Origin of the sequence: Pseudomonas sp. L7, assembly GCF_046605565.1 — a bacterium.
Lineage (GTDB): Bacteria > Pseudomonadota > Gammaproteobacteria > Pseudomonadales > Pseudomonadaceae > Aquipseudomonas > Aquipseudomonas wayambapalatensis.
The window spans coordinates 3,406,590-3,427,896 of the sequence record NZ_CP176784.1; the positions used below are offsets into that span (position 1 = coordinate 3,406,590).

25 protein-coding genes, 1 tRNA gene and 1 pseudogene are annotated in these 21,307 nt (G+C 61.0%); 13 read left to right on the plus strand and 14 right to left on the minus strand.

From position 1 onward, the window contains the following. Positions 1-23 precede the first annotated feature (23 nt). The 8 genes and pseudogenes from ACK3BK_RS15500 to ACK3BK_RS15535 all read right to left on the minus strand — a co-directional run bounded on the left by ACK3BK_RS15500 (position 24) and on the right by ACK3BK_RS15535 (position 7,446). Positions 24-776, minus strand: a complete 753-nt coding sequence (locus ACK3BK_RS15500; protein WP_411382779.1) for a molecular chaperone — start codon at positions 774-776, stop codon at positions 24-26. Between the two features lie 58 nt (positions 777-834). Continuing rightward, positions 835-1,359, minus strand: coding sequence for a fimbrial protein (locus tag ACK3BK_RS15505; RefSeq protein ID WP_186669050.1), 525 nt, complete (start codon positions 1,357-1,359; stop codon positions 835-837). Positions 1,360-1,580: 221 nt separating this feature from the next. Then, entirely contained in the window at positions 1,581-2,936 is a 1,356-nt protein-coding gene (gene gorA, locus ACK3BK_RS15510; protein WP_186669048.1) for a glutathione-disulfide reductase, read from the minus strand. Between the two features lie 101 nt (positions 2,937-3,037). Next, positions 3,038-3,877, minus strand: coding sequence for a UTP--glucose-1-phosphate uridylyltransferase GalU (gene galU / locus ACK3BK_RS15515; protein WP_013973181.1), 840 nt, complete (start codon positions 3,875-3,877; stop codon positions 3,038-3,040). Between the two features lie 48 nt (positions 3,878-3,925). Beyond that, the gene (locus tag ACK3BK_RS15520) at positions 3,926-5,287 is read right to left on the minus strand and encodes a UDP-glucose dehydrogenase family protein (RefSeq protein ID WP_411382780.1); all 1,362 of its coding nucleotides are present in this window, start codon (positions 5,285-5,287) and stop codon (positions 3,926-3,928) included. 95 nt (positions 5,288-5,382) lie between these two features. After that, a pseudogene (locus ACK3BK_RS15525) lies at positions 5,383-6,294 on the minus strand (c-type cytochrome). Further along, positions 6,291-6,941 carry a c-type cytochrome gene (locus ACK3BK_RS15530; RefSeq protein WP_411382781.1) on the minus strand — a complete coding sequence of 217 codons (651 nt, stop codon included), beginning with the start codon at positions 6,939-6,941 and terminating at the stop codon, positions 6,291-6,293. Before ACK3BK_RS15530 ends, ACK3BK_RS15525 begins: the two are co-directional and overlap by 4 nt. A gap of 145 nt (positions 6,942-7,086) precedes the next feature. After that, the gene (locus tag ACK3BK_RS15535) at positions 7,087-7,446 is read right to left on the minus strand and encodes a hypothetical protein (protein WP_411382782.1); all 360 of its coding nucleotides are present in this window, start codon (positions 7,444-7,446) and stop codon (positions 7,087-7,089) included. Positions 7,447-7,609: 163 nt separating this feature from the next. Here ACK3BK_RS15535 and ACK3BK_RS15540 point away from each other — a divergent pair, with 163 nt between their 5' ends. The 7 genes from ACK3BK_RS15540 (at position 7,610) to csrA (ending at position 12,322) form a co-directional block, all read left to right on the plus strand. Next, positions 7,610-7,912 carry a DUF1883 domain-containing protein gene (locus ACK3BK_RS15540; protein WP_186669038.1) on the plus strand — a complete coding sequence of 101 codons (303 nt, stop codon included), beginning with the start codon at positions 7,610-7,612 and terminating at the stop codon, positions 7,910-7,912. Positions 7,913-7,920: 8 nt separating this feature from the next. Further along, positions 7,921-8,091: a hypothetical protein gene (locus tag ACK3BK_RS15545; RefSeq protein WP_172964765.1), complete on the plus strand. Its 171-nt coding sequence runs from the start codon at positions 7,921-7,923 to the stop codon at positions 8,089-8,091. Between the two features lie 167 nt (positions 8,092-8,258). Beyond that, positions 8,259-9,017 (plus strand): molybdate ABC transporter substrate-binding protein, encoded by a 759-nt coding sequence (gene modA / locus ACK3BK_RS15550; RefSeq protein ID WP_411382783.1) that lies wholly within the window; start codon positions 8,259-8,261, stop codon positions 9,015-9,017. Continuing rightward, complete coding sequence (modB, locus tag ACK3BK_RS15555; protein WP_063545336.1) at positions 9,017-9,697, plus strand: molybdate ABC transporter permease subunit; 681 nt, start codon at positions 9,017-9,019, stop codon at positions 9,695-9,697. Before modA ends, modB begins: the two co-directional genes overlap by 1 nt. A gap of 1 nt (position 9,698) precedes the next feature. Continuing rightward, on the plus strand, positions 9,699-10,790 hold the full coding sequence (gene modC, locus ACK3BK_RS15560) for a molybdenum ABC transporter ATP-binding protein (RefSeq protein ID WP_411382784.1): 1,092 nt from the start codon (positions 9,699-9,701) through the stop codon (positions 10,788-10,790). A gap of 56 nt (positions 10,791-10,846) precedes the next feature. Then, positions 10,847-11,860, plus strand: a complete 1,014-nt coding sequence (locus ACK3BK_RS15565; protein ID WP_186669032.1) for a DNA topoisomerase IB — start codon at positions 10,847-10,849, stop codon at positions 11,858-11,860. 264 nt (positions 11,861-12,124) lie between these two features. Next, a complete protein-coding gene (gene csrA / locus ACK3BK_RS15570; protein ID WP_186669031.1) occupies positions 12,125-12,322 on the plus strand; it encodes a carbon storage regulator CsrA in 198 nt (65 codons plus the stop codon). A gap of 70 nt (positions 12,323-12,392) precedes the next feature. Here csrA and ACK3BK_RS15575 read toward each other — a convergent pair whose 3' ends face one another. The 3 genes from ACK3BK_RS15575 to ACK3BK_RS15585 are packed head-to-tail and all read right to left on the minus strand — an operon-like array spanning position 12,393 to position 15,381. Continuing rightward, on the minus strand, positions 12,393-12,752 hold the full coding sequence (locus tag ACK3BK_RS15575) for a response regulator (protein ID WP_411382785.1): 360 nt from the start codon (positions 12,750-12,752) through the stop codon (positions 12,393-12,395). 12 nt (positions 12,753-12,764) lie between these two features. Further along, positions 12,765-14,210 (minus strand): ATPase domain-containing protein, encoded by a 1,446-nt coding sequence (locus tag ACK3BK_RS15580; RefSeq protein WP_186669029.1) that lies wholly within the window; start codon positions 14,208-14,210, stop codon positions 12,765-12,767. A 22-nt stretch (positions 14,211-14,232) separates the two neighbouring features. Further along, positions 14,233-15,381: a two-component system sensor histidine kinase NtrB gene (locus ACK3BK_RS15585; RefSeq protein ID WP_411382786.1), complete on the minus strand. Its 1,149-nt coding sequence runs from the start codon at positions 15,379-15,381 to the stop codon at positions 14,233-14,235. 136 nt (positions 15,382-15,517) lie between these two features. Between ACK3BK_RS15585 and ACK3BK_RS15590 the strand changes: the two genes are divergently transcribed. The 3 genes from ACK3BK_RS15590 (at position 15,518) to ACK3BK_RS15600 (ending at position 16,439) form a co-directional block, all read left to right on the plus strand. Further along, positions 15,518-15,730 carry a hypothetical protein gene (locus ACK3BK_RS15590; protein ID WP_054892096.1) on the plus strand — a complete coding sequence of 71 codons (213 nt, stop codon included), beginning with the start codon at positions 15,518-15,520 and terminating at the stop codon, positions 15,728-15,730. 106 nt (positions 15,731-15,836) lie between these two features. Continuing rightward, positions 15,837-15,921: transfer RNA gene (locus tag ACK3BK_RS15595), tRNA-Leu, on the plus strand. A gap of 104 nt (positions 15,922-16,025) precedes the next feature. Next, entirely contained in the window at positions 16,026-16,439 is a 414-nt protein-coding gene (locus ACK3BK_RS15600) for a DoxX family protein (protein ID WP_411382787.1), read from the plus strand. A gap of 1 nt (position 16,440) precedes the next feature. Here the strand turns inward: ACK3BK_RS15600 and ACK3BK_RS15605 are convergent, their stop codons facing one another. Beyond that, on the minus strand, positions 16,441-16,635 hold the full coding sequence (locus ACK3BK_RS15605; protein ID WP_054892098.1) for a hypothetical protein: 195 nt from the start codon (positions 16,633-16,635) through the stop codon (positions 16,441-16,443). Between the two features lie 416 nt (positions 16,636-17,051). Here ACK3BK_RS15605 and ACK3BK_RS15610 point away from each other — a divergent pair, with 416 nt between their 5' ends. Next, positions 17,052-17,372 (plus strand): hypothetical protein, encoded by a 321-nt coding sequence (locus ACK3BK_RS15610; protein ID WP_411382788.1) that lies wholly within the window; start codon positions 17,052-17,054, stop codon positions 17,370-17,372. Between the two features lie 63 nt (positions 17,373-17,435). Continuing rightward, on the plus strand, positions 17,436-17,762 hold the full coding sequence (locus tag ACK3BK_RS15615; RefSeq protein ID WP_411382789.1) for a DUF2388 domain-containing protein: 327 nt from the start codon (positions 17,436-17,438) through the stop codon (positions 17,760-17,762). 10 nt (positions 17,763-17,772) lie between these two features. On the opposite strand, the gene ACK3BK_RS15620 is transcribed toward ACK3BK_RS15615, so the two are convergent. Continuing rightward, positions 17,773-18,642 (minus strand): GyrI-like domain-containing protein, encoded by an 870-nt coding sequence (locus tag ACK3BK_RS15620; RefSeq protein WP_411382790.1) that lies wholly within the window; start codon positions 18,640-18,642, stop codon positions 17,773-17,775. Between the two features lie 233 nt (positions 18,643-18,875). Continuing rightward, a complete protein-coding gene (locus tag ACK3BK_RS15625; RefSeq protein WP_054892102.1) occupies positions 18,876-19,169 on the minus strand; it encodes a hypothetical protein in 294 nt (97 codons plus the stop codon). A 347-nt stretch (positions 19,170-19,516) separates the two neighbouring features. On the opposite strand from ACK3BK_RS15625, the gene ACK3BK_RS15630 reads away from it, so the two are divergent. Next, positions 19,517-20,299, plus strand: coding sequence for an EAL domain-containing protein (locus ACK3BK_RS15630; protein WP_411382791.1), 783 nt, complete (start codon positions 19,517-19,519; stop codon positions 20,297-20,299). Positions 20,300-21,307 lie beyond the last annotated feature (1,008 nt).

The window sequence follows — 21,307 nt, forward strand, 5'->3', positions numbered from 1 at the left end:
AACCCACCACCATCGAACAGCGATCATGGGACTAACGGACCATTGAAGGGTTGCACGACGGAAGTGGCCTTCTGCAAGGCGCCATAGTCGTCCAGATATTGATAGCGCACTTCGGAAACCGGCCCCAACCCCGATGGTGCCGCTTGCAAAGCGAAACGCGCGCTGTCACGAGGTGGAATGTGCCCAACCTCCGCCGCCAAGGTCGAGTCCGGGCGGGCAACTTCGAGCACGGCCAGGTTGACGTGGTACTGGGTAGGATTGTCAGCCTGCAAAGCCCAGTCTTGCGCGTCCTTGACCAGTCGCCAGGTCACCTGTGCATGGGCTTGTTCAGCCTTGCCTGACAACCCTTGTGGCCGATAGAACAGTTTGATTCGGGTGCGCAGGGAGATCTGCAGGCTGTTACCGCCACCACCCTTTGGGGGAACGTCCAGCACATTCAACCAGTAGAGGCTCTCCCGATCCTCAGGCATGCGGCGTCCGTCGTGGAACAACCTCAGGCTCTGACGCTTGCCCGGATCGAGTCGAAACAGTGGTGGTGTCAGGCTGAACGGCCCTTGCAGCTCGCCCTCTGGGTCCTCTGGGCCTCCCTCGTCGACCCAGACCTGTACCAACGACGGATGACGCCCCTCGTTGCTCAACCTGACAGTGACTTCGGGACTCTCGGCGGGATAGATAACTCGCGTGGTGGCAATCACCACGCTGGCACTTGCCGGCGCGCACACGAAACACGCAGCCAGCAGCGCTGCGCACCCCAAGGTGCTCAGTGAAAGCTTCATGACGTTTTACTCGAAAGGAAAAGGAACCGCCCTGTACAGGGCGGCTTTTCATAACGGCTTAGAGGTAGTCCAGCGAGTAGCGGACTTTGGAGCTGACGAGGCCTGGGGTGGTGTTCCCAGTCGAGTAGTACTGAGCGTAGTAGCGCAGCGTGGCGTTACCGTCGACGATGGTTACGGTCTGGGAGTTCTGGGAACCCTTGGCTGCCGCCAGGTTGATGGGCCTCTTGGCACTGTTGAGCAGTTCCAGCTCGACATTGCGGCTGCCACCCTCATCGACGATCAGGCGCCCGGCATCACCTATGCTTGGACCTGGCTCGAAGAAGGTCGAAACGCTGCCTACATGGGTGCAGTTGCTCAGGTGCAGCTGGAACGGAGTTTCACCCGCTACGTCACCAGGGCGAACCAATCTCGAAGCATTGACATCCGGCAGAGTGACGGGCAGATTGCCATCGCCACCATTGACGACGCAGGTCGGCGCCAGTACACGTCCCTGGAACGTGATTTCACCGTGGTCGGCGTGGGCGACACCCGCCATCAGCAACGAGCCACAGAGCCCGAACACAACCTTAGAAGTTTTGCTCATATTCTTCTTCCTTCAAACCAGCGGTCAGGCACATGCCTGACCGGTGCCGTAGAACGGCACGGCCACAGTATTGTCACGGGGGGTACTGCGACACTGTCGGAAATAAAGGATCAAATACCGGATTCAGGTATCACAAGCGTAGGATTTGATTCCTAATTTTGAATGAAACATCGCCGGGCTAGGCAATGCCAAACCCAGCAGATGCCGGTGCTGCCTGAGTGTCAGCGCGTTGCGGTGCGCATCGTGACGAACTCTTCGGCCGCTGTGGGGTGTACACCAATGGTTTCGTCGAATTGCTGCTTGGTGGCGCCAGCCTTGAGCGCAATGCCCAGCCCCTGGATGATCTCGCCCGCGTCCGGCCCGACCATATGGCAACCCAGGACCTTGTCGGTCTCGGCGTCGACCACCAGCTTCATCAGGGTCTTTTCCTGCAGGTCGGTCAGCGTCAGCTTCATGGCGCGGAAGCGGCTCTCGAAAACCTGCACCTTGTGCCCGGCTGCCAGCGCTTGCTCCTCGGTCAGGCCCACGGTCCCGATCGGTGGCTGGCTGAACACCGCCGTTGGAATGTTCTGGTAGTCCACCGCACGATACTGATCAGGCTTGAACAGATGACGGGCCACCGCCATGCCTTCGGCAAGGGCGACCGGAGTAAGCTGCACCCGACCGATCACATCCCCCAGGGCGAACACCGAAGGTTCGGTGGTACGGTACAGGTCGTCGACCCGGATATAACCGCGCTCATCAAGCTCCACACCGGTATTTTCCAGCCCCAGATTGTCGAGCATCGGACGGCGACCGGTGGCGTAGAACACACAGTCGGCCACAAGCTCCCGACCATCCTTCAGGGTAGCCTTCAGACTGCCATCGGCCTGTTGGTCGATGCGCTGGATATCAGCATTGAACTGCAGGTCCAGGCCGCGTTTTTCCAGCTCTTCCTTCAGGTGCTTGCGCACTGACCCATCGAAGCCGCGCAGAAACAGGTCACCGCGGTAAAGCAAGGTGGTGTCGGCGCCCAGGCCCTGGAAGATGCCGGCGAACTCGACGGCGATGTAGCCTCCACCCACCACCAGCACCCGGCGTGGCAGCTGCTTGAGGTAGAACGCCTCGTTCGAGGTGATCGCCAATTCCTTGCCCGGGATGTCAGGCACCTGTGGCCAGCCGCCTGTGGCGATGAGGATGTTCGCCGCGCTGTAGCGCTGACCTTCGACCTCCACCTCATGGGCACCGGTCATGCGTGCATGGCCTTGCAGCAAGGTAACGCCGCTGTTGACCAGCAGGTTGCGGTAGATGCCGTTGAGACGCTCGATCTCACGGTTCTTGTTGGCGATCAGGGTGCCCCAGTCGAAATGACCTTCTTCGAGAGTCCAGCCGTAACCGGCCGCCTGCTCCAGTTCATCGCTGACATGTGCACCGTACACCAGCAACTTCTTCGGCACACAGCCGACGTTGACACAGGTGCCCCCCAGGTAGCGACTCTCGGCTACCGCCACCTTCGCGCCGAAACCCGCTGCGAAGCGCGCCGCACGCACACCGCCGGAACCGGCACCAATCACGAACAGATCAAAATCGTAGGCCACTTTCCAGACTCCACAAAAAAAGCCACCCGAGGGTGGCTCTTTTCGTGACGCGCTGCAAGCGCCAGACAACAAGAAAATGGCGCTGCAGCGCAGGCTCGGACTCAGTAGGCCTTGCCAGTCTTGTAGTAGTTCTCGAAGCAGAAGTTGGTGGCGTCGATATAGCCTTCGGCGCCGCCGCAGTCGAAACGCTTGCCCTTGAACTTGTACGCGATGACACAGCCGTTCTGTGCCTGCTGCATCAGCGCGTCGGTGATCTGGATCTCCCCACCCTTGCCCGGCTCGGTGTTGGCGATGATATCGAAGATATCCGGGGTCAGGATGTAGCGGCCAATGATCGCCAGGTTCGATGGCGCATCTTCAGGCTTGGGCTTCTCGACCATGTTGGTCACGCGGAAGATGTCGTCGCGGATCATGTCGCCAGCAATCACGCCGTACTTGTTGGTTTCCTGCGGATCGACTTCCTGGATGGCGACGATCGAGCAGCGGAACTGGTTGTACAGCTTGACCATCTGCGTCAGTACACCGTCACCTTCAGGGTTGACGCACAGGTCGTCCGCCAGGACCACGGCGAACGGCTCATCGCCGATCAGAGGACGACCGGTGAGGATGGCGTGGCCCAGGCCCTTCATTTCGGTCTGGCGGGTGTAGGAGAACGAGCACTCGTCGAGCAGACGACGGATACCGACCAGGTATTTTTCCTTGTCGGTGCCCTTGATCTGATTTTCCAGCTCATAGCTGATGTCGAAATGGTCTTCCAGCGCGCGCTTGCCGCGCCCGGTGACGATGGAGATCTCGTTCAGACCGGCGTCCAAGGCCTCTTCAACGCCATACTGGATCAGTGGCTTGTTCACCACCGGCAGCATTTCCTTGGGCATGGCTTTGGTAGCGGGCAGGAAGCGGGTGCCGTAACCGGCTGCCGGGAACAAGCATTTTTTGATCATATACATCCTTAAACAAGGGCTGGGCCTGTGGTATTCGGCGCAGTCTAATCAGGCGGCAGTCACCTTACAATGCCCCACCTGTGGCCGACCGATGCCATGATAGAGATAACCCAGTGTAGATAGTTCCGACGGATCGTAAATATTACGCCCGTCGAACAGTACCGGCATACGCATCAGGCCCCTGATCCGACGAAAATCTGGCTGGCGGAACTGCTTCCATTCGGTCACCAGAACCAGTGCATCCGCGCCCTCCACGCAAGCATAGGGATCATCGCCCAACTGCAATTGACCACTGGCCAGCGCCTGCGGATAAGCCGCCGCCGCCCCTGCCAGCGCGGCCGGGTCACAGGCCCGGACCCGTGCCCCGGCTGCCAGCAGGGCGTCGAGCAGCACCAGGCTGGGTGCTTCGCGCAGGTCATCGGTGCCAGGCTTGAACGCCAAGCCCCACAACGCCACATTGCGCCCGCGCAAGCTGCTGCCGAAGTACTGCTGCAGCGCCTGGAACAACAAGGTCTTCTGCTGCGCGTTGCGCGCCTGGACCGCACGCAGGATCGCCGGCTGGTAGCCGTGCTGCTCGGCCGTATGGATCAGCGCACGCACATCCTTTGGAAAGCATGAACCGCCATAGCCGCAGCCCGCGTAGATGAAATCGCTGCCGATGCGCCGGTCGCTGCCGATCCCGCGACGTACCTGCTCGATATCCACATCCAGCTCGGCACACAGGCCCGCCAGTTCGTTGACGAAGGAAATCTTGGTGGCCAGGAAGGCGTTGGCAGCATACTTGCTGAATTCGGCGGCACGCGGGCTCATGACCAGCACGCGCTCCCGATTACGCACAAAGGGCGCGTACAGGCGCTGCAAGCATTGAATGGCGGCATCACTGTCGGTGCCGATGATGATGCGCTGGGGACGCATGAAGTCCTCGACGGCGCTGCCCTCCTTGAGAAACTCCGGATTGCTCGCCACCGACACCGTGAAACTGGCCCCTCGCTCGCGCAGGCCACTGTTGACCTGGCGCGCGACCCGTTCGGCCGTTCCCACCGGCACGGTCGACTTGTTCACCACCAGGCATGGGCGCAGCAGGTGCCGCCCAAGGCTGTCGGCCACCGCCAGCACGTGCTGCAGGTCCGCCGAGCCGTCTTCATGGCTGGGCGTGCCCACGGCGATGAACACCACATCGACCCGCGCCACCGCATGATCCCAGTGCTCGGTGAAACTCAACAGGCCACTGTGCAGGCCCTCCTGCACGAGCGTAGCAAGCCCGGGCTCGTAGATCGGGCACTGCCCCTGACGCAACTGGGCCAGGCGCGCGCGATCATGCTCCAGACAGACCACGCGATTGCCCATTTGCGCAAAACAGGCCGCCGTGACCAGCCCCACATACCCCGCCCCGATCACACAGAGTTCCATGGCCGCACTCCTTCAGGAAGATGCGACATTGCAACCTGCAGGCGATTGCAGGGCAGTGACAGCGGCACGGCGGGAATATGACAGGTGCGCGGTGTTCAGCCGCCCGTGCCCTGCCCGATCAATACACCCTCGACCTTTTGCCCATACAGGTTGACGCCGTCGTTGGCATGAAACTTCACCCGGGTCTTCTCGATGGAGCCCTCCACCAGACGCGGATCCTGCGGGCGCTCATGGCGATTGATCCATGCCGCGACGTCCCACGCCTGCTGGTCACTCAGGCTGCCCGGCTTGCCCAGCGGCATGTTGTGCTTGATGAAGGACGCGGCGGTGTTGATCCGGTGCATCCCGGCCCCCCAGTTGTAGGCATCACGTCCCCACAACGGCGGCATGACGTATTCACCCGCGACCTTCTGCCCCTCGCCCTTGCCACCGTGGCAGATCGCACATTGCTCGCTGTACACCTGTTCGCCGCGCTTGAAGTCATAGCCGTCCTTGGGTTGCGGCACCTCCGGATAACCACGACCGGGCGTTTCCACTCCCGTGCGGGTGCCGGTCGCCAGCCAGTAGCTATAGACGCTGAGCGCGGTCATCTGCGGGCTGTCGGCGGCCGGCGGCTTGCCGTTCATGCTGAACTGGAAACAGCCCTGGATACGTTCGGCGTAAGTGTTGACCTTGTCGTTTTTCTTGCGATAGGCGGGATACATCGGATAAGCGCCCTACAGCGGCGCGGAGTGAGCCATGCGACCCTGGTCGAGGTGGCAGTTGCTGCAGTTCATGCCATTGCCGACAGCCTCAGGCATCAAGCGGCGGGTATCGACGAACAACGCATGCCCCTGGCGGACCATCTGGCCGAACGCGTTGTCCGGCAACTCGCTTTCTGCGAGCGGCACGAATACCGGCTTGGCCTGGCTGCCGGGCACCTTGAGCTGCGACTGGTCTGACATGGCGATCTCCGCCGCCTGGGTGACGCCTGCGCTGAGCCACAATACTGCGATCAGGGCTTTCATGGCGCGACCTCCTGGTGGGCGGCGTGGGCGAAGTAGTCGGCGATTGCCGTCACCTCGGCATCGGTCATGGCCTTGGCCACACCGACCAACAGTTGGTTGGGGTCATTGCGCCTGCTGCCGTCGCGCCAGGCATTGAGCTGTGCAACCAGATAAGCCGCCGGCTGTCCGGCCAGCGGTGGAAAGTGCTCGCCAACTCCCGCACCACCTGGGCCATGACACTGCACACAACCAGGAATCTCCCGATTCCAGTCGCCATACAAGGCCAGGCGCTCGGTGGGATTGCTGGCTATTTGCTGACGGCGCGCCCCCGTAACCGGGTCGGAAGGCTGAGTGGACAGCCAAGCGCTGACCGCACGAATTTCCTCGTCGCTCAGCGCCTTGGCCAGCGGCTCCATGACCGGCTGCTTGCGGCTGCCCGAACGAAAGTCATCGAGTTGCTTGCTCAGATACCCGGCAGACAAGCCGGACAGGCGGGGAAAACCGGCGGCGGCGATACCCTTGCCGTCCGGGCCGTGGCAACCAAGACAGGCCATTGCGGCAGGATTCTGCCCGCCCTGGGTGAAGATTTTCTGGCCATCGACGGCATGCGCCGCGGGCCAGGCCAGGATCAGCAGGCTGCCGATCATGACGCGACTCATCGGGTTCATCAGGGACACTCCATTTCCTTGTTATAAGCTTAGTCTTAAAAGACATAAGGAAATGGATACTAGTCCGGATAGGTAAACCGGAACAATGTCCCTACAAGTCACAAGGCCTTGATTGCCCGCCTAACGAGGTATTGCTTGCGCTGGATCAAGAACCGGAGATGCACTGGGTGGCTGCGCTGCGCACATCACCCAGGCGCAGGGGGAAGTTGTTCAACCGTTCATGCAGCTTGATGGCGCTACCGCTGCCACGCTTGTCGATATCGACGAGGGCTGCCGGGCCGACACCGGCACTGAGCTTCTGCGGCACGATCAGACGCAGACCTTCACCACGTGACTCTTCCACCAGCGGATCACGGCTGTCGGCCAGCTTCTGCTTGACGCAATCGGCATACGCACGCGGCGTCTTGCCGGAGATTACGTCCAGCGTCTCTCGCGACTGCTCCAGTTCCGAGACGCTGACGCAACCACCCAGTACCAGCGTCACCGCCGCCATCACCCACTTCATCCGTTGCACCTCTGCCAATCAAAGAAATCGTTCGACAACGTCCGGGCGGTTTTGCTCCCTGCTTTGGCAGATTTCTCCCTGGCCCGGCCGTCCAGCCCGCCAGTGTACCCTGACATCGTGGTATCTTGGGCGTTTGCAGAATTCCAACCTCGCGGAGCCCCACATGAAATTCGTCCACCAGCGCGAGCACCTCAACGAGGATGACATCGTCGTTATCGAGTGCTCTCAGCGCTGCAACATCCGCCTGATGAACGACGCCAACTTCCGCAGTTTCAAGAACGGCGGCCGCCACACCTACCACGGCGGTCTGTTCGAGCGCTTCCCGGCGAAGATCACCGTCCCCAGCACCGGCTTCTGGAACATCACGCTCGATACCGTGACCACCCGCCCGATCTCGGTGACGCGCAAGCCAAGCTTCACCCACAAGATCAAGATCATCCGTCGCTCGTCGTCGAAACTCGGATAAGCCCTGCCATGACCCAGAACCTCAAATACGTGATCAAGTACAAGCTCGATGGCCAACGCCGCTGGGACTTTGCCGTGATGCCCGATGCCTCTCAGGAGCAAGCCCTGGAGGCGTTGCGCAAGATCCATGGCGAAGACGCCGAGAAAATCAGCGACATTCAGGTCAGCAAGGCGCTGTAACCCAACAGCTACACCGCTCAGGGCGCGCTCGCCGCCCTGTACGCCTGCATCGTTGAAACAGGCTTGGCGCGTCGATAGCACCCTGCCATGATTTCACCTCTTCCCGGCGAACGACTTATCGCTATATATTTCGCAATATAACGATAAGCCTCCGAGGAGTCGTCTTCATGCGTATTCGCCTGTCCCACCTGGCCGCCACCGCCCTGCCCAGCCTGATTTCACTCAACAGCGCCTGGGCCGATGAAGTTCAGGTCGCCGTGGCGGCCAACTTTACCGCGCCGATCCAGGCGATCGCCAAGGACTTCGAGAAAGACACCGGGCACAAGTTGGTTGCAGCCTTTGGCGCCACTGGACAGTTCTACGTACAGATCAAGAACGGCGCGCCGTTCGAAGTGTTCCTCGCCGCCGACGACAGCACGCCTGCCAAGCTTGAGCAGGAAAAGGAAATCGTCGAAGGCTCGCGCTTCACCTACGCCATCGGTACCCTCGCCCTGTGGTCCGCCAAGCCCGGTTATGTCGACGACAAGGGTGAAGTACTGAAGAAGAACGACTTCAAGCACCTGTCCATCGCCAACCCCAAGGCCGCCCCCTATGGCCTGGCCGCCACCCAGGTGCTGGACAAGCTCAAGCTGACTGACGCCACCAAGGGCAAGATCGTCGAAGGCCAGAACATCACCCAGGCCTTCCAGTTCGTCTCCACCGGCAACGCCGAGCTTGGTTTCGTCGCCCTGTCGCAGATCTACAAGGATGGCAAGGTCGAGAACGGTTCCGCGTGGATCGTCCCGTCCAGCCTGCACGAGCCGATCCGCCAGGACGCCGTCATTCTCAACAAGGGCAAGGACAATCCGGCGGCCAAGGCCTTGGTCGAGTACCTCAAGGGCCCGAAAGCCGCTGCGGTGATCAAGTCGTACGGCTATGAAATCTGATGCCACTCGACGCCAGTGACCTGGGGGCAATATGGCTGACCGTCAAACTGGCCAGCCTGACCACACTGATCCTGCTGGTGGTGGGCACGCCCATTGCCTGGTGGCTGGCCCGCACCCGCTCATGGCTGCGCGGGCCCGTCGGGGCAGTCGTGGCACTGCCCCTGGTGCTGCCACCGACAGTGATCGGTTTCTACTTGCTGATCGCGCTCGGCCCCCACGGCTGGCTTGGTCAGGCCACGCAGGCGCTGGGGCTGGGCACCGTGGTGTTCAGCTTTACCGGGCTGGTGATCGGCTCGGTGGTGTACTCGATGCCCTTCGTGGTCCAGCCACTGCAGAACGCCTTCAGCGCCATCGGCCAGCGCCCGCTGGAAGTGGCCGCAACGCTGCGGGCCAGCCCTTGGGATACCTTCATCCACGTGGTGCTGCCACTGGCCCGGCCCGGCTTCATCACTGCCAGCATCCTCGGCTTCGCCCACACCGTCGGCGAGTTCGGTGTAGTGCTGATGATCGGTGGCAACATTCCCGACAAGACCCGCGTGGTTTCGGTACAGATCTTCGATCACGTCGAAGCCATGGCCTATTCGCAAGCGCACTGGCTGGCCGGTGCGATGCTGGTGTTCTCCTTCCTGGTGCTGCTGATGCTCTATGCTGGCCGCCGTGGCAAGGCTGGCTGGAGCTGAGATGAGTTCACGCATGCACGCGCGCCTGAAACTGGCACGCGACGACTTCACCCTGGACGTCGACCTCGACCTGCCGGGCCGCGGGATCAGCGCACTGTTCGGCCATTCGGGCTCAGGCAAGACCTCCTGCCTGCGCTGCCTGGCCGGCCTGGAACGCGCCAGCGAGGCCTACATCGAGATCAACGGCGAGGTGTGGGAAGACAGTCTTAATGGCTCCTTCCTCGCCCCGCATCGACGCCCGGTAGGCTATGTGTTCCAGGAGTCCAGCCTGTTTGCGCACCTCTCGGTGCGCGGTAACCTGGAATTCGGCTGGCGACGGGTCTCGGCCAGCGAACGCAAGGTCGGACTGGACCAAGCCTGCCAGTTGCTGGGGATCGGGCACCTGCTCGAACGCAAGCCCATCACTCTCTCCGGCGGCGAAGCGCAGCGTGTCGGCATCGCCCGCGCCCTGCTCAGCAGCCCCCGGCTGCTGCTGATGGACGAGCCCCTGGCCGCCCTCGACGGCCCGCGCAAGCGCGAGATTCTGCCCTACCTCGAACGCCTGCACGACGAACTCGACATCCCCGTGGTGTACGTCAGCCACTCCCAGGACGAGGTCGCACGCCTGGCCGATCACCTGGTGCTGCTGGAGCAGGGCAAGGTCATGGCCAGCGGTCCGATCGGCCAGACGCTTGCGCGCCTCGACCTCTCGCTGGCGCAGAGCGAGGAAGCGGGCGTGGTGCTTGAAGGTGTGGTGATCGGCCACCAGCCCGACTACGAACTGTTCGACCTGCGCCTGCCGGGCAGCGACGGTGCGCTGCTGCGCATCGCCCATCCCGCCCTGCATGTCGGCAGCACCCTGCGCCTCAAGGTCCAGGCCCGCGACGTCAGCCTCACCCTCACCCACGACGGCACCTCGAGCATCCTCAACCGCTTGCCGGTGACCGTGCGCGAATGCCGCCCGGCCGACAACCCGGCGCACGTGCTGGTCAGCCTCGACGCTGCCGGCAGCGCCTTGCTCGCGCGCATCACCCGGTACTCGGCAGACCAGCTCGGACTGCAGCCAGGCCAGGCGTTGTGGGCGCAGATCAAGTCGGTGGCACTGTTGGCCTGAGCAACTCAGGCGCTGTCGTTGTCCACCGATAAGACAACTGGTCGATGGACTGCGCCATGCCCGAGATCACCCTGCCCCGCACCCTGCACTATGTCGACGACACCCAACCTGGCCTGAGCCGACGCCTTTGGCGCGGACGCTTCATCTACCTGACCCCTGATGGCACGCGGGTGCGCGACGCGAATACGCTGGAACGCATTGCCGCACTGGTCATCCCGCCCGCCTACACCGATGTGTGGATCTGCCTCGACCCGCAGGGCCACCTGCAAGCCACCGGTCGCGACGCCCGTGGGCGCAAGCAGTACCGCTACCACGCCGAGTGGCGCACGCTACGCGACGAGCACAAGTACGGGCGCATGCTGGCCTTCGCGCAGGCGTTGCCAAAGCTGCGCCAACACCTGGACCAGCATCTGGCACGCCCCGGGATGGACCGGGAAAAGGTCATGGCACTGGTGGTCAGCCTGCTCGACAACACCCTGATCCGCATCGGCAACCGTCAATACCTGCGCGACAACCAGTCCTACGGACTGACCACCCTGCACAACCGGCATGTCGAGGTCAGGGGCAGCACCATTCGCTTCCAGTTTCGCGGCAAACGCGGCGTCGAGCACAGCATCACCGTGCGCGACCGGCGCCTGGCGCAACTGCTCAAGCGCTGCATGGAGTTGCCTGGCCAGGAACTCTTCCAGTACCTGGATGAGGACGGCCAGCGCCATCGCATCGGCTCCAGTGACATCAACCTGTTCCTCCAGCAACTGACAGGTGCCGACTTCACCGCCAAGGACTACCGTACCTGGGGCGGCAGCGCCTTGGCCCTGAGCCTGCTGCGCCCGCTGGCCTGGGAGCCGGAGGCCGAGGCCAGGCGCCAGGTCGCGGCCATCGTCCGCGAGGTGGCCACGCGTCTTGGCAATACGCCGGCGGTGTGCCGACGCTGCTACATCCATCCAGCGCTGCTCGAACACTTCCACCTGGGCCGTCTCGCCGAACTTCCGCGAGCCCGGGCACGCAAGGGCCTGGAACAGGAAGAGGTGGCCTTGCTACGTTTTCTGCAGGCACTGGAAGCGCTCTGAAGTTTCATTGACCAGGGCTATTTACAACATAAAGCAGAGAAATTTCCCATATTCGCTCCAGCCCCCTATCCTTGCCACCGAGCACCTTCGCCGATTGACCTGACCCGGTTGATTTCGGCACCTGCAACTGAAGACCGCCAACAGATTTTGTCCGCTCAGGAATTAATATCTTCCGAAAGCGTCTTTAATGAGAAGGAAGAGGGACAGGCTCCCACCGCTGCGGCACATGGCCCAACGGATTTCTACATCACCAAGGAGAACTAAATGCTGATACTCACCCGCAAGGTTGGCGAAAGCATCGTCATCAACGATGACATCAAAGTCACCATTCTGGGCGTCAAGGGGATGCAAGTGAGGATCGGCATCGATGCGCCAAAGGATGTCCAGGTCCATCGTGAAGAGATTTTCAAGCGCATTCAGGCCGGCAACCCCGCCCCGGAGAAAGCCGACGACCAACACTGACCACCCTCGCCTCAAGCCGCACGGACGCGCTTGATAATCCGGCACGTCCCAGCGGGATACCGCCTGCATTTCAGGTACGGAGCAGCTCGCGTACCTTGGCGATCATTCTGTCCATGTCGAACGGCTTGTCGAACACCGCCTCGAACAACCCCGGGCTGTCGCGCCCTTGGCTGGCTTGCGCGCCACTCATGAGAATGACCGGCAGGTCGACCAGCTCCAGTTCGTCGCGGATCGCCCGCGCCAACTCCTCGCCATTGAGCACCGGCATCATGTAGTCGGTGATCACCAGGTCCACCCGCTTGTCCCTCAGGGCCTCGAGCGCCTTGCGCCCGTTGCTGGCCTTTTCTACCAGAAACCCCTCATCCTCCAGGGCGAATCCGAGGATGTCGGCGATCAGGTATTCGTCATCGACGATCAGGATGGTGTTCATTGCACGGTACCGTCAGCGGTCCCCCTGGGGTACGGCCGTTCCCGACAGCACACCGCTGGCCCCCGCGAATGCATTGCGCAGGGTAATGCCATCGGCGCCAATAGCCAGCTCGTGGAGTGCCGGATCATAGTGGCTGTCACGTACCTTGAGAATCGACAACACGCGCCGCAACTGCGAGTCCAGCTCGACAAAACGCATGAGGAACAGGTTGTCGACGATGCTCGAGAGGTCCGGCGCCGGTGAAGTGATTTCCGAGCCGAACAGGTCGCGCATCTCCCAGGTCAGCATCACGCTGACACCCCGCGCCCGCAGCTCGCCGGTCAGGGCCCGAAAGAAGCCATTGAGCCGCGCCTGATCGAAAGCGAGTCGCCCGAAGGCGCCCAGGCTGTCAATCACTACACGCCGCGCCCCCAAGGCTTGCACCTGCGCCAGCAAGCGTGCCCCAACCTGATCGAGAAGGCCCTCGGTGGTCGGCTGCCAACTGAGTCGCAAGGCACCCTGGCGTTCCATTTCGGCAAAATCGTAGCCCAGCGAAGCCGCCTTCAACCTCAGGCGCGCCGGCGGCTCGTAGAAACCAAAATGCAGCGCTGGCGCCTCAGGCGTGGCCGCCGCAAGAAAGCCGAGCCCAAGGGATGACTTGCCCGCTCCCGATGGCCCCATGAGCAGGCTCACCGACCCTTCGGCCAGGCCGCCATCAAGCATCTCGTCCAACGCTTTCACACCCGTAGTGATACGCACCAGGGTGTCAGAACCCAGGTTGCTCGGGTGGCTGTACAACGCCTCCAGGCGCGGATAGACCTGCAGCCCCGCTTCGTTGATCAGGCATTCATGAACGCCAGACAACGCGCCGCTGCCTCGGGTCTTGCGCAACTGTATGTGACGCACGGCGCGGCTGCCCTCGAGCTGTTCGCCCAACTCGATGACGCCATCGACCATGGTGTGCTCTGGGCTGCCCTCATCGAGGCGGGCGCTGGTCAGCAGCAGCACCGTGCAGCCGGCAAAGGCCGCGTGCCCTTGCAGTTCGGCGACGAATTTCTTGGTATCGAGACTGGTTTCGGCCCGTGCCCGAGCATTGAGCAGGCCATCGACGATCAACAGGCTGGCCTGCTGCCTGGCGATCTCCTGGCGCAACAGACGCACCACAGCCTCCAGCCCTTCGTCCTGCAGCGTATCGAAGGCACTGACGAACTGGATCTGGTCACCCACCAGCGCCGGGTCGAAGAACTCCAGGGTCGAGAGGTACTTGAACAGACGCTCATGCGATTCGCTGAGCAGCGTCGCCACCAGCACCCGCCCACCGTCACGCACATGACCGCAGGCCAACTGGTTGGCGAGGATGGTCTTGCCCGCCCCGGGCGGCCCCTGGACGATGTAGGAAGCCCCTGCCACCAGGCCGCCCTTGAGCAGCGCGTCCAGACCTTCGATACCGGTCGCCAGTCGCTTGAGTGTTTCTACCATGACGTACTGTGCACCTCGTGTCTCAGGGTTCAGGCACATTCGATGAAACCGGCAGGTAAAGGCTCATGCACGTGCCCTCACCGACCGAACTTGCAACGCAGATCGCGCCATTGCTCTGCTTGGCAAAACCATAGACCTGACTCAGCCCCAGTCCGGTTCCCTTACCAAAGGCCTTGGTGGTGAAAAAAGGCTCGAATATCCGCGGCAGCACCTGCGCATCGATCCCGTGCCCGCTGTCCTGCACATCGAAACGCAGGAAACGCCCGTGCAACGCTTCCACCTCACCCGCCAGTTCGACGACTGCCACGTCCAGGCCGATTGCCCCGTTGCCGCTGATGGCATCACGGGCATTGAACAGCAAGTTGAGCAGGACCATCTGCAACTGTCCGGCATCCACTTCGATTTCCGGCAACTCCGGCGCCACGCGCACGTTCAGCTCGATGCCATCAGGCAGGGCGTGCTCCGCCAGGCTACGGGTGGACGCAACCAACTCCTCAGGGGAGATTGTGCTGATGTCCAGTTGCCGATGGCGAGCGAAGCTGAGCAGCTGGCCTGTCAATTGCGCGCCACGTTCCCCGGCATCGAGGATATGCTCGAGCAGGCGCTCTATCCGCTGCGAATCGCCACTGGCACGCGCCAGGCGCGCCGAACTGAGGATGATGGTCAGCAGGTTGTTGAAGTCATGGGCCAGACCACCGGTCAGTTGCCCCAGTGCTTCGAGCTTCTGCGCCTGGAACAGCTGTACCCGCATCGAGTCGAGCTGCAACGCCGAATCCCGTCGATCCGTGATATCGCGCGTCACCTTGGCCAGACCAATGATTTCGCCATGCTCATCGCGCACCACGTCCAGCGCCGCCAGAGCCCAGAATTGCGTACCGTCCTTGCGCACCCGCCAGCCTTCGTCTTGTGCCACGCCCTGTTCCAGCGCCTGGCGCAACAGGCGTGCCGGGCGGCCGTCGGCGCAATCCTGTGGCGTGAAGAACAACGAGAAATGCCGACCGATCACCTCGTCGGCACAATAGCCCTTGATCCGCTCGGCCCCTGGGTTCCAGGACACGACGTGGCCGGTCGGATCGAGCATGTAGATGGCGTAATCCACCACCGCCTGCACCAGCTGTTCGTAGCGATTGGCGGTCATGAGCGGCGGGGCAGGACGATCGGTCGAAACCATGCGGGCTCCACGAGCACGACAAGAGGAACTGTAGAAGAGCTTAGTGCACGGCATCACTGTCGGATATATGGCGCAATGACAGCAAGCCGGGGATTACCCTATAGTACCCCAGCCCCCCACTTGTCATGGAACCTATATGGCCATCAATTTCCGTCTGCTGGGCCTGCAGGACGACCTACGCCACACCGCCCGGCAGATCGATCACCTGTGCCAGGCACTCGATGGCCATACCCGTTTTCTGCGCCACTCGGTGCATCAGGACGATGCCACCGCCATGGGCGAACAGGTGCAGGACCTTCGCCACAGCGCCGATGACATGCGCGAAATTGCCCAGCTGATTCGCCCCTGAACCGGCAGTGCGGTTGACTCACCTATAACGATGGGTTATAAAGCGCGCTTGATTGTGTTGCCCTTCAGCATTGAAGCGTGCCGGTCCCGGTGACCCGATCAAGTGTGCGAGTGTGGTGGAATTGGTATACACAGCAGACTTAAAATCTGTCGGCGCAAGCCTTGTGGGTTCGAGTCCCACCACTCGCACCATATTCCTCGTCCAAGGCGCCTGAACAGGCGCCTTTTTCGTTCGTGCAGCAAAGGCTTGCGCAGCTGCTAGAGTGGATGCTGACACTGTCCACCGGAGCACTGACATGCGCTACACCCTCTTCGACGGTCAACGCGATGCCATCATCCTTCTGGCGCGCATCCTCCTGATGATCCTCTTCGTCCTCTCTGGCTGGAGCAAACTGACCGGCTTCGAAGGCACCGTGGGCTATCTCGCCTCCCTGGGCGCCCCTGCCCCCACGGTCGCGGCGGCGGTCGCAGTGATCATGGAGTTCTTCGTCGCCATCCTCCTGATACTCGGTTTCTACACACGGCCGCTGGCGTTGCTGTTCGCCCTGTTCGTGCTCGGCACAGCGCTGATCGGTCACCCGTTCTGGAACATGGTCGAGCCTGCGCGCGCAGCCAACATGACCCAGTTCTTCAAGAACATGAGCATCATCGGCGGGCTGCTGCTATTGGCTGTGACAGGCGCCGGACGCTTCTCACTGGACCGGCGCTGACTCAGTCGTCAGGGTGGTCATGCCAGGCAGGATGGTCTTGCTCGTCATCGTCGAGATCATCCTGTAGCGCCTCGTCTTCCTCGATCTCATCCTCGGCGCCCTGGGCATCGGCCTCAGGGTCGAAGTCCTCGTAGAGAAATTCGTGATCGAGCAAGTGATCGTGCTCAGGTTCGGGGAGATCGTCTTCTTCGTGCATCGCGCAGCTCCGTGTTGGGGGGCCTGTATAGGCTTATCGGATGTCGCGGTCAACCATTGGACAGGGTTAACACTCGCTTAACCCCGCAAGCCCTAATCTTGCGCTGCTCCCTTCAGAACGTCTTGCCCGCCGCCATGGCGGGCTTTTTTTGCCTGACACAAACTCGGCCATATTCAGAAACAGTCTGACGACATGGCTTTCACGAAATGCCGACATTCTTCGGGGCAAAGTGATCGGGCTTCGATACGTTCTTCAACCCGCCCATGTGGCGGGTTTTCTTTTTAGGGTTCATGAAACCGTCACCACACTCCTGCGGATCAGGTGCACCTCCCAGGCATCTCGGGTACGATCAGCGTGAACCGATACTGCCGAACACGACGTTCGCAGCCCCAGCCCCTCTCCGCCGGAATGGATTCATGCGTCTTCTCCCGCTTCTTTCCCTTTGCTCCACCGCCGCCTTCGCCCTTCAGGCCCATGCCGACAATGAAAAGCTGATCGAATGCTCCGCCTACTACCAGATACTGTCGGTGGCAGGCGACCAGCCGGATATCAGCCGACCGCAGGCCTCGCGCGCGTTCTATCAACTGTTGGAAAAAGCAGGCTACAACCCAGAGAATCAGGAAGCCGTTGCACAGCAGATGGTGGTGCTGGCGAAAGAGATTCCGGGGCGAATCTCTCAGGAAGACATCGGGCCATTCAGGCAGAAGCACGACAGCGAGTGTCGCGCGCTGCTGTAACGCGCAGGCATTAGCGCTGAGGACTCGAAGCGCCGCACCTGTAAAAGAACGGAAACAGCAGACATGAACGCATGGACCGTCATTGGCATCGCCCTTCTGGCCAGCGTCAGCCATACGACCGCAGCCAATGAAAACGCCAACCCTTTCGAGGCGGCGCTCATGATCACCACGCTGGCACCGACCATCGTTCTGGCCGGCACCACGGCACTCACCTCGAACGCCACTGATTCGATGAAGTCAGCCAAGGACGATGCGCTCGCCTTCATCGGCTCGGACGGCGCCATCCGCGGAGTGCGCTTCGAGCAGGCGCGCCGGGATTACCGCGCCAGCGCCGCCCCTCCTTTCATGAGCGACCGGCAACTGGCGCAGGTGATTGCGGCTACCTATTGAACAGCGCCACTCAGCGCAGGGGGATGTAGATATCCGTCTGCCACTGCTCGAGCGGCGTATGGGGATAGACGCTCAGGTACTCGAAGAACAGCGGATGGTCGCGCAGTTCCTCACCACTGCCCGGCAACCAGTCGCGATAGACCGGATAGATAGTCTCGCCAATGGCATGCGGCGAGCCGACATGACGCACCACCGCACAACGCCCGGCAGGGATGATGAGCTCTCGCACCGCTTCGTCACTAGGCACCAGCGGCTGATTGATCTCGCCACAGATGGCAAAGCGAAAATCCTGCGCTGGCGTGGTGTCGGGGTTGCCGTATGGGATGCCGAATGTGCGACTGCTCTCCACCGGCGACTGGCCCGTGCGCTTGCGCCAATCGATGAAGCGCCCGACCGTCTGGTCCAGCAATGCCGGTGCACCATGGTGCTCCAGCGCTACAACCTTGACCTCGACAAAGTCCACGATCCGAACTTGCATGACGATACTCCTGGAAAAATGAGGAATGGCAAATACCGCATTCCACAGCTGCCAGCTCGGCGCCTGGCGAAAGGTGCTCGGCGACATGCCAAAGGCCCGGCGAAACGCACGGCTGAACGCCTCAGGGCTTTCGAAGCCGGCGTCCAACGCAGCGTCCAGTACCGAATGGCTGTCATCCCCCGCCAGTCGTTGCCCAGCCCGACGCAGTCGCATCAGCTGCACGTATCGCGCGACGGGCACGCCGACGTACGCAGTAAACTGCCGATGGAAGTGAAAGGTCGAGAAGTTCGCGATCTCGCTCAGGGTATTCACCGACAGGTCACCTTCGAGATTGGCCTGGATATGGGTGAGCACCGCTTCGAAGCGCGTGGCGTAGATCGCGTTGGGAGGTATGCAGGACATCGGTGGCAAGGCCCAGTGGTTGCGGTGAGGCAAGGATCGTCGATGCTCGGAAAGCGGACCTAGCCAGGTTTGCTCAATGCATCCGGCGAAGAGCATCCAACCACGCCGGGCATGGCTAGCAATGCGCGCAGTATTTCATGTCTCCCCCCTTTGAGAGAGCACTGTGGGGGGCGTAGTGTCGCCAGATGCAAAAAGCCCAGCACGGAGCTGGGCTTCGTGGTTAACCTCAAGGGTCATGCCCTGGCTGCAATCTTCCTGGGCGCACCCTCCATCGCAATCCTTCTGGCGCGTCCCACACCCCATGCAAGAGCGCGGGTCATCGACTCTCCAGGACGTTCATCGTAGGCCTCTTCAAGAAGCCTGGCGCCTGAAGACGAGTAAACGCCGATGAACAGTTGCGTGCCCCCTATTCGAGATAGCCTCGCCTGAACATCGATCACGGTTCCGTCATCCAGCGCCTCTACGTGATCGCGGTGATGCAGGGTCGGGTCGGCCCAGCCCCAAAACACCTCTCCTCTGATAATCATGTCGGCCTCCTTCGACATACGCGTTTATGTAGGTGACGTACCCACATTAGCGCTGCCTCCGGCGACATTCATAAAATAGGCGTCAAAATCCGTCGCAGTCTGACAGGCGGCCCTGAATCTTGTACGCCAGCGACGACCATGTATAAGAAACAGGTTTCTAGCCCACAAATAAACTCCCGAAGGTCCGACGCCGTTAGAACACATTTCGCCCTAACGCCAGGTGGACGCGTCTACAGACTGAGCCTCACGGCAGACTGCCCATGAGCCAGGGCGAGTGGGTGCAAATTGGAACTTACTGTGGATTCAAACATTCTCAACATCGTACTCACGCACCTCGGCGATAACCCATGAGCAAGCCCGTTTTCCCCCAGCCCTTTCTAGCGATTGGCTGCTCCCAATGTCGCGACCTTGCGAGCCTGGGTTTCGACATTACGATGGCCTTCCAGCCCATCATTCACGTTCCTTCAGGTAGGCCGTTTGCCTATGAGGCATTGGTTCGCGGTCCAAGCGGTGAAAGCGCTGCGCAAATCCTGGCCAAGGTGTCGCCCGATAATCTGTACCGTTTCGATCAGGCCTGCCGAGTGAAGGCCATCGAGCAAGCGGCAGCACTAGGACTGGGACGGCATGCGGACTGTAAATTGAGCATCAACTTTCTGCCCAACGCCGTCTACCGTGCCAGTACCTGTATCCGAGCTACCCTGGAAGCCACCCGGACATTCGATTTCCCTGCCAATCAGCTCATGTTCGAAGTGACCGAAGGTGAGCGGATCGACGATACCGAGCACTTGAAAGCAATCTTCAAGGAATACGGCCGACAGGGCTTCACCACTGCGATAGATGACTTCGGCTCGGGTTACTCAGGCTTGAATCTCCTCGCAGAATTTCAGCCAGACGTGCTGAAGCTGGATATGGCACTCACGCGGAGAATAAGCCAGGATCCGGTTCGGCAAGCCATCGTCGCGGGTATCGTTCTGGTAGCCGAACGGCTGGGCATCACGCTGATCGCCGAGGGGATCGAGACAGATGCAGAGTGCCAAGCATTGGCAGCATTGGGGATTGATTTGATGCAAGGATTTCTCTTCGCTCGACCACAGGTAAATGCACTGCCATTGGTCGAACGACTTTCTTAGTTTGACCTGCTTGTAGCAGAAGGCATTCAGCGCAGCCCAACCCCGAGCCTTCGAGGCTCGAGGGTTGGTAATGCCATCTAGCGGACCTGAGAGAGCCGGATGCGACAGCAAACGGCTTTCACCTGAATGCGGTTCGGCCCAAAACAGCGGCCTGAAAGCTGTGCGCGTCAATCATGCTCAGCCGTTCTGACTCTGCACGTACTGTTCGACCATTACCTTTCCTTCGATAACTGCTTCAAACGGGGAGGAGAATGGGCGATTCACACGCATGGTGCGCGCCGTAGTGCCTGGTCTCCCTACTTCAACCAGCATCCCAGTGGGAAAATCAAGGCTAGCCTCCCACAGCACGTAGATAGATGCCTGGTACCCAAGGTAGGTGTGCTCGTACAGGTTATGGCTTATGGACTGAAGGCTCATCATTTTCTCCAATTGTGCGCCTCAAATGCGCCTCCGATGGAGATACGACTGATGGCTTTTCAAGAGCGTTCCGTTTTCCAGCATCCTTATCTGGAAGTACGTGAAGGCCTGCGTCCAGAGGGTTTAACTTCAAGGCCGGTAGGCGCAGGCGAAAAGCTCTCGGTGATCCAGTCCAGGGCGCGCTGCCGCCCCCACGCCATGGCAGGAGTCATGGTCTGACGCAATCTCCCTCTCTCACAAACTTTTTCAACTGCCGCGATATGGCCTTCTGTTGCGGGTCCGGTGTAGCGCATGCCCCATGCCTTTTGTTTCGGAACTCTTGGCTTTTTGGGCCCATAAAGAAAAACCCCGCAGACGTTAATCTGCGGGGCTTTCGAATGGTGGAGGCCGAGGTCGGAATCGAACCGGCGTAGACGGATTTGCAAACCGATCCAAGAATCCCCACCCCGCAATGGTTGCAATGCAATATCAGTTCCAAAACTAAAGAGTTTTTAACGTCCTGCACGCCGCATTCTACAAGGGTCGCCGTTTTAGTTTTGGAACCGATTTTCACCCCTTTCTTTGGCGTTCTGCCACCCCGTCAGCCGTCCT

Bases quoted from the DNA above. Each gene is read 5' to 3' on its own strand.
- ACK3BK_RS15500 (WP_411382779.1), bottom strand. From the start codon at position 776: ATGAAGCTTTCACTGAGCACCTTGGGGTGCGCAGCGCTGCTGGCTGCG.
- ACK3BK_RS15505 (WP_186669050.1), bottom strand. From the start codon at position 1,359: ATGAGCAAAACTTCTAAGGTTGTGTTCGGGCTCTGTGGCTCGTTGCTG.
- galU (WP_013973181.1), bottom strand. From the start codon at position 3,877: ATGATCAAAAAATGCTTGTTCCCGGCAGCCGGTTACGGCACCCGCTTC.
- ACK3BK_RS15520 (WP_411382780.1), bottom strand. From the start codon at position 5,287: ATGGAACTCTGTGTGATCGGGGCGGGGTATGTGGGGCTGGTCACGGCG.
- ACK3BK_RS15530 (WP_411382781.1), bottom strand. From the start codon at position 6,941: ATGAACCCGATGAGTCGCGTCATGATCGGCAGCCTGCTGATCCTGGCC.
- ACK3BK_RS15535 (WP_411382782.1), bottom strand. From the start codon at position 7,446: ATGAAGTGGGTGATGGCGGCGGTGACGCTGGTACTGGGTGGTTGCGTC.
- ACK3BK_RS15540 (WP_186669038.1), top strand. From the start codon at position 7,610: ATGAAATTCGTCCACCAGCGCGAGCACCTCAACGAGGATGACATCGTC.
- ACK3BK_RS15545 (WP_172964765.1), top strand. From the start codon at position 7,921: ATGACCCAGAACCTCAAATACGTGATCAAGTACAAGCTCGATGGCCAA.
- modA (WP_411382783.1), top strand. From the start codon at position 8,259: ATGCGTATTCGCCTGTCCCACCTGGCCGCCACCGCCCTGCCCAGCCTG.
- modB (WP_063545336.1), top strand. From the start codon at position 9,017: ATGCCACTCGACGCCAGTGACCTGGGGGCAATATGGCTGACCGTCAAA.
- modC (WP_411382784.1), top strand. From the start codon at position 9,699: ATGAGTTCACGCATGCACGCGCGCCTGAAACTGGCACGCGACGACTTC.
- ACK3BK_RS15565 (WP_186669032.1), top strand. From the start codon at position 10,847: ATGCCCGAGATCACCCTGCCCCGCACCCTGCACTATGTCGACGACACC.
- csrA (WP_186669031.1), top strand. From the start codon at position 12,125: ATGCTGATACTCACCCGCAAGGTTGGCGAAAGCATCGTCATCAACGAT.
- ACK3BK_RS15575 (WP_411382785.1), bottom strand. From the start codon at position 12,752: ATGAACACCATCCTGATCGTCGATGACGAATACCTGATCGCCGACATC.
- ACK3BK_RS15580 (WP_186669029.1), bottom strand. From the start codon at position 14,210: ATGGTAGAAACACTCAAGCGACTGGCGACCGGTATCGAAGGTCTGGAC.
- ACK3BK_RS15585 (WP_411382786.1), bottom strand. From the start codon at position 15,381: ATGGTTTCGACCGATCGTCCTGCCCCGCCGCTCATGACCGCCAATCGC.
- ACK3BK_RS15590 (WP_054892096.1), top strand. From the start codon at position 15,518: ATGGCCATCAATTTCCGTCTGCTGGGCCTGCAGGACGACCTACGCCAC.
- ACK3BK_RS15600 (WP_411382787.1), top strand. From the start codon at position 16,026: ATGCGCTACACCCTCTTCGACGGTCAACGCGATGCCATCATCCTTCTG.
- ACK3BK_RS15605 (WP_054892098.1), bottom strand. From the start codon at position 16,635: ATGCACGAAGAAGACGATCTCCCCGAACCTGAGCACGATCACTTGCTC.
- ACK3BK_RS15610 (WP_411382788.1), top strand. From the start codon at position 17,052: ATGCGTCTTCTCCCGCTTCTTTCCCTTTGCTCCACCGCCGCCTTCGCC.
- ACK3BK_RS15615 (WP_411382789.1), top strand. From the start codon at position 17,436: ATGAACGCATGGACCGTCATTGGCATCGCCCTTCTGGCCAGCGTCAGC.
- ACK3BK_RS15620 (WP_411382790.1), bottom strand. From the start codon at position 18,642: ATGTCCTGCATACCTCCCAACGCGATCTACGCCACGCGCTTCGAAGCG.
- ACK3BK_RS15625 (WP_054892102.1), bottom strand. From the start codon at position 19,169: ATGATTATCAGAGGAGAGGTGTTTTGGGGCTGGGCCGACCCGACCCTG.
- ACK3BK_RS15630 (WP_411382791.1), top strand. From the start codon at position 19,517: ATGAGCAAGCCCGTTTTCCCCCAGCCCTTTCTAGCGATTGGCTGCTCC.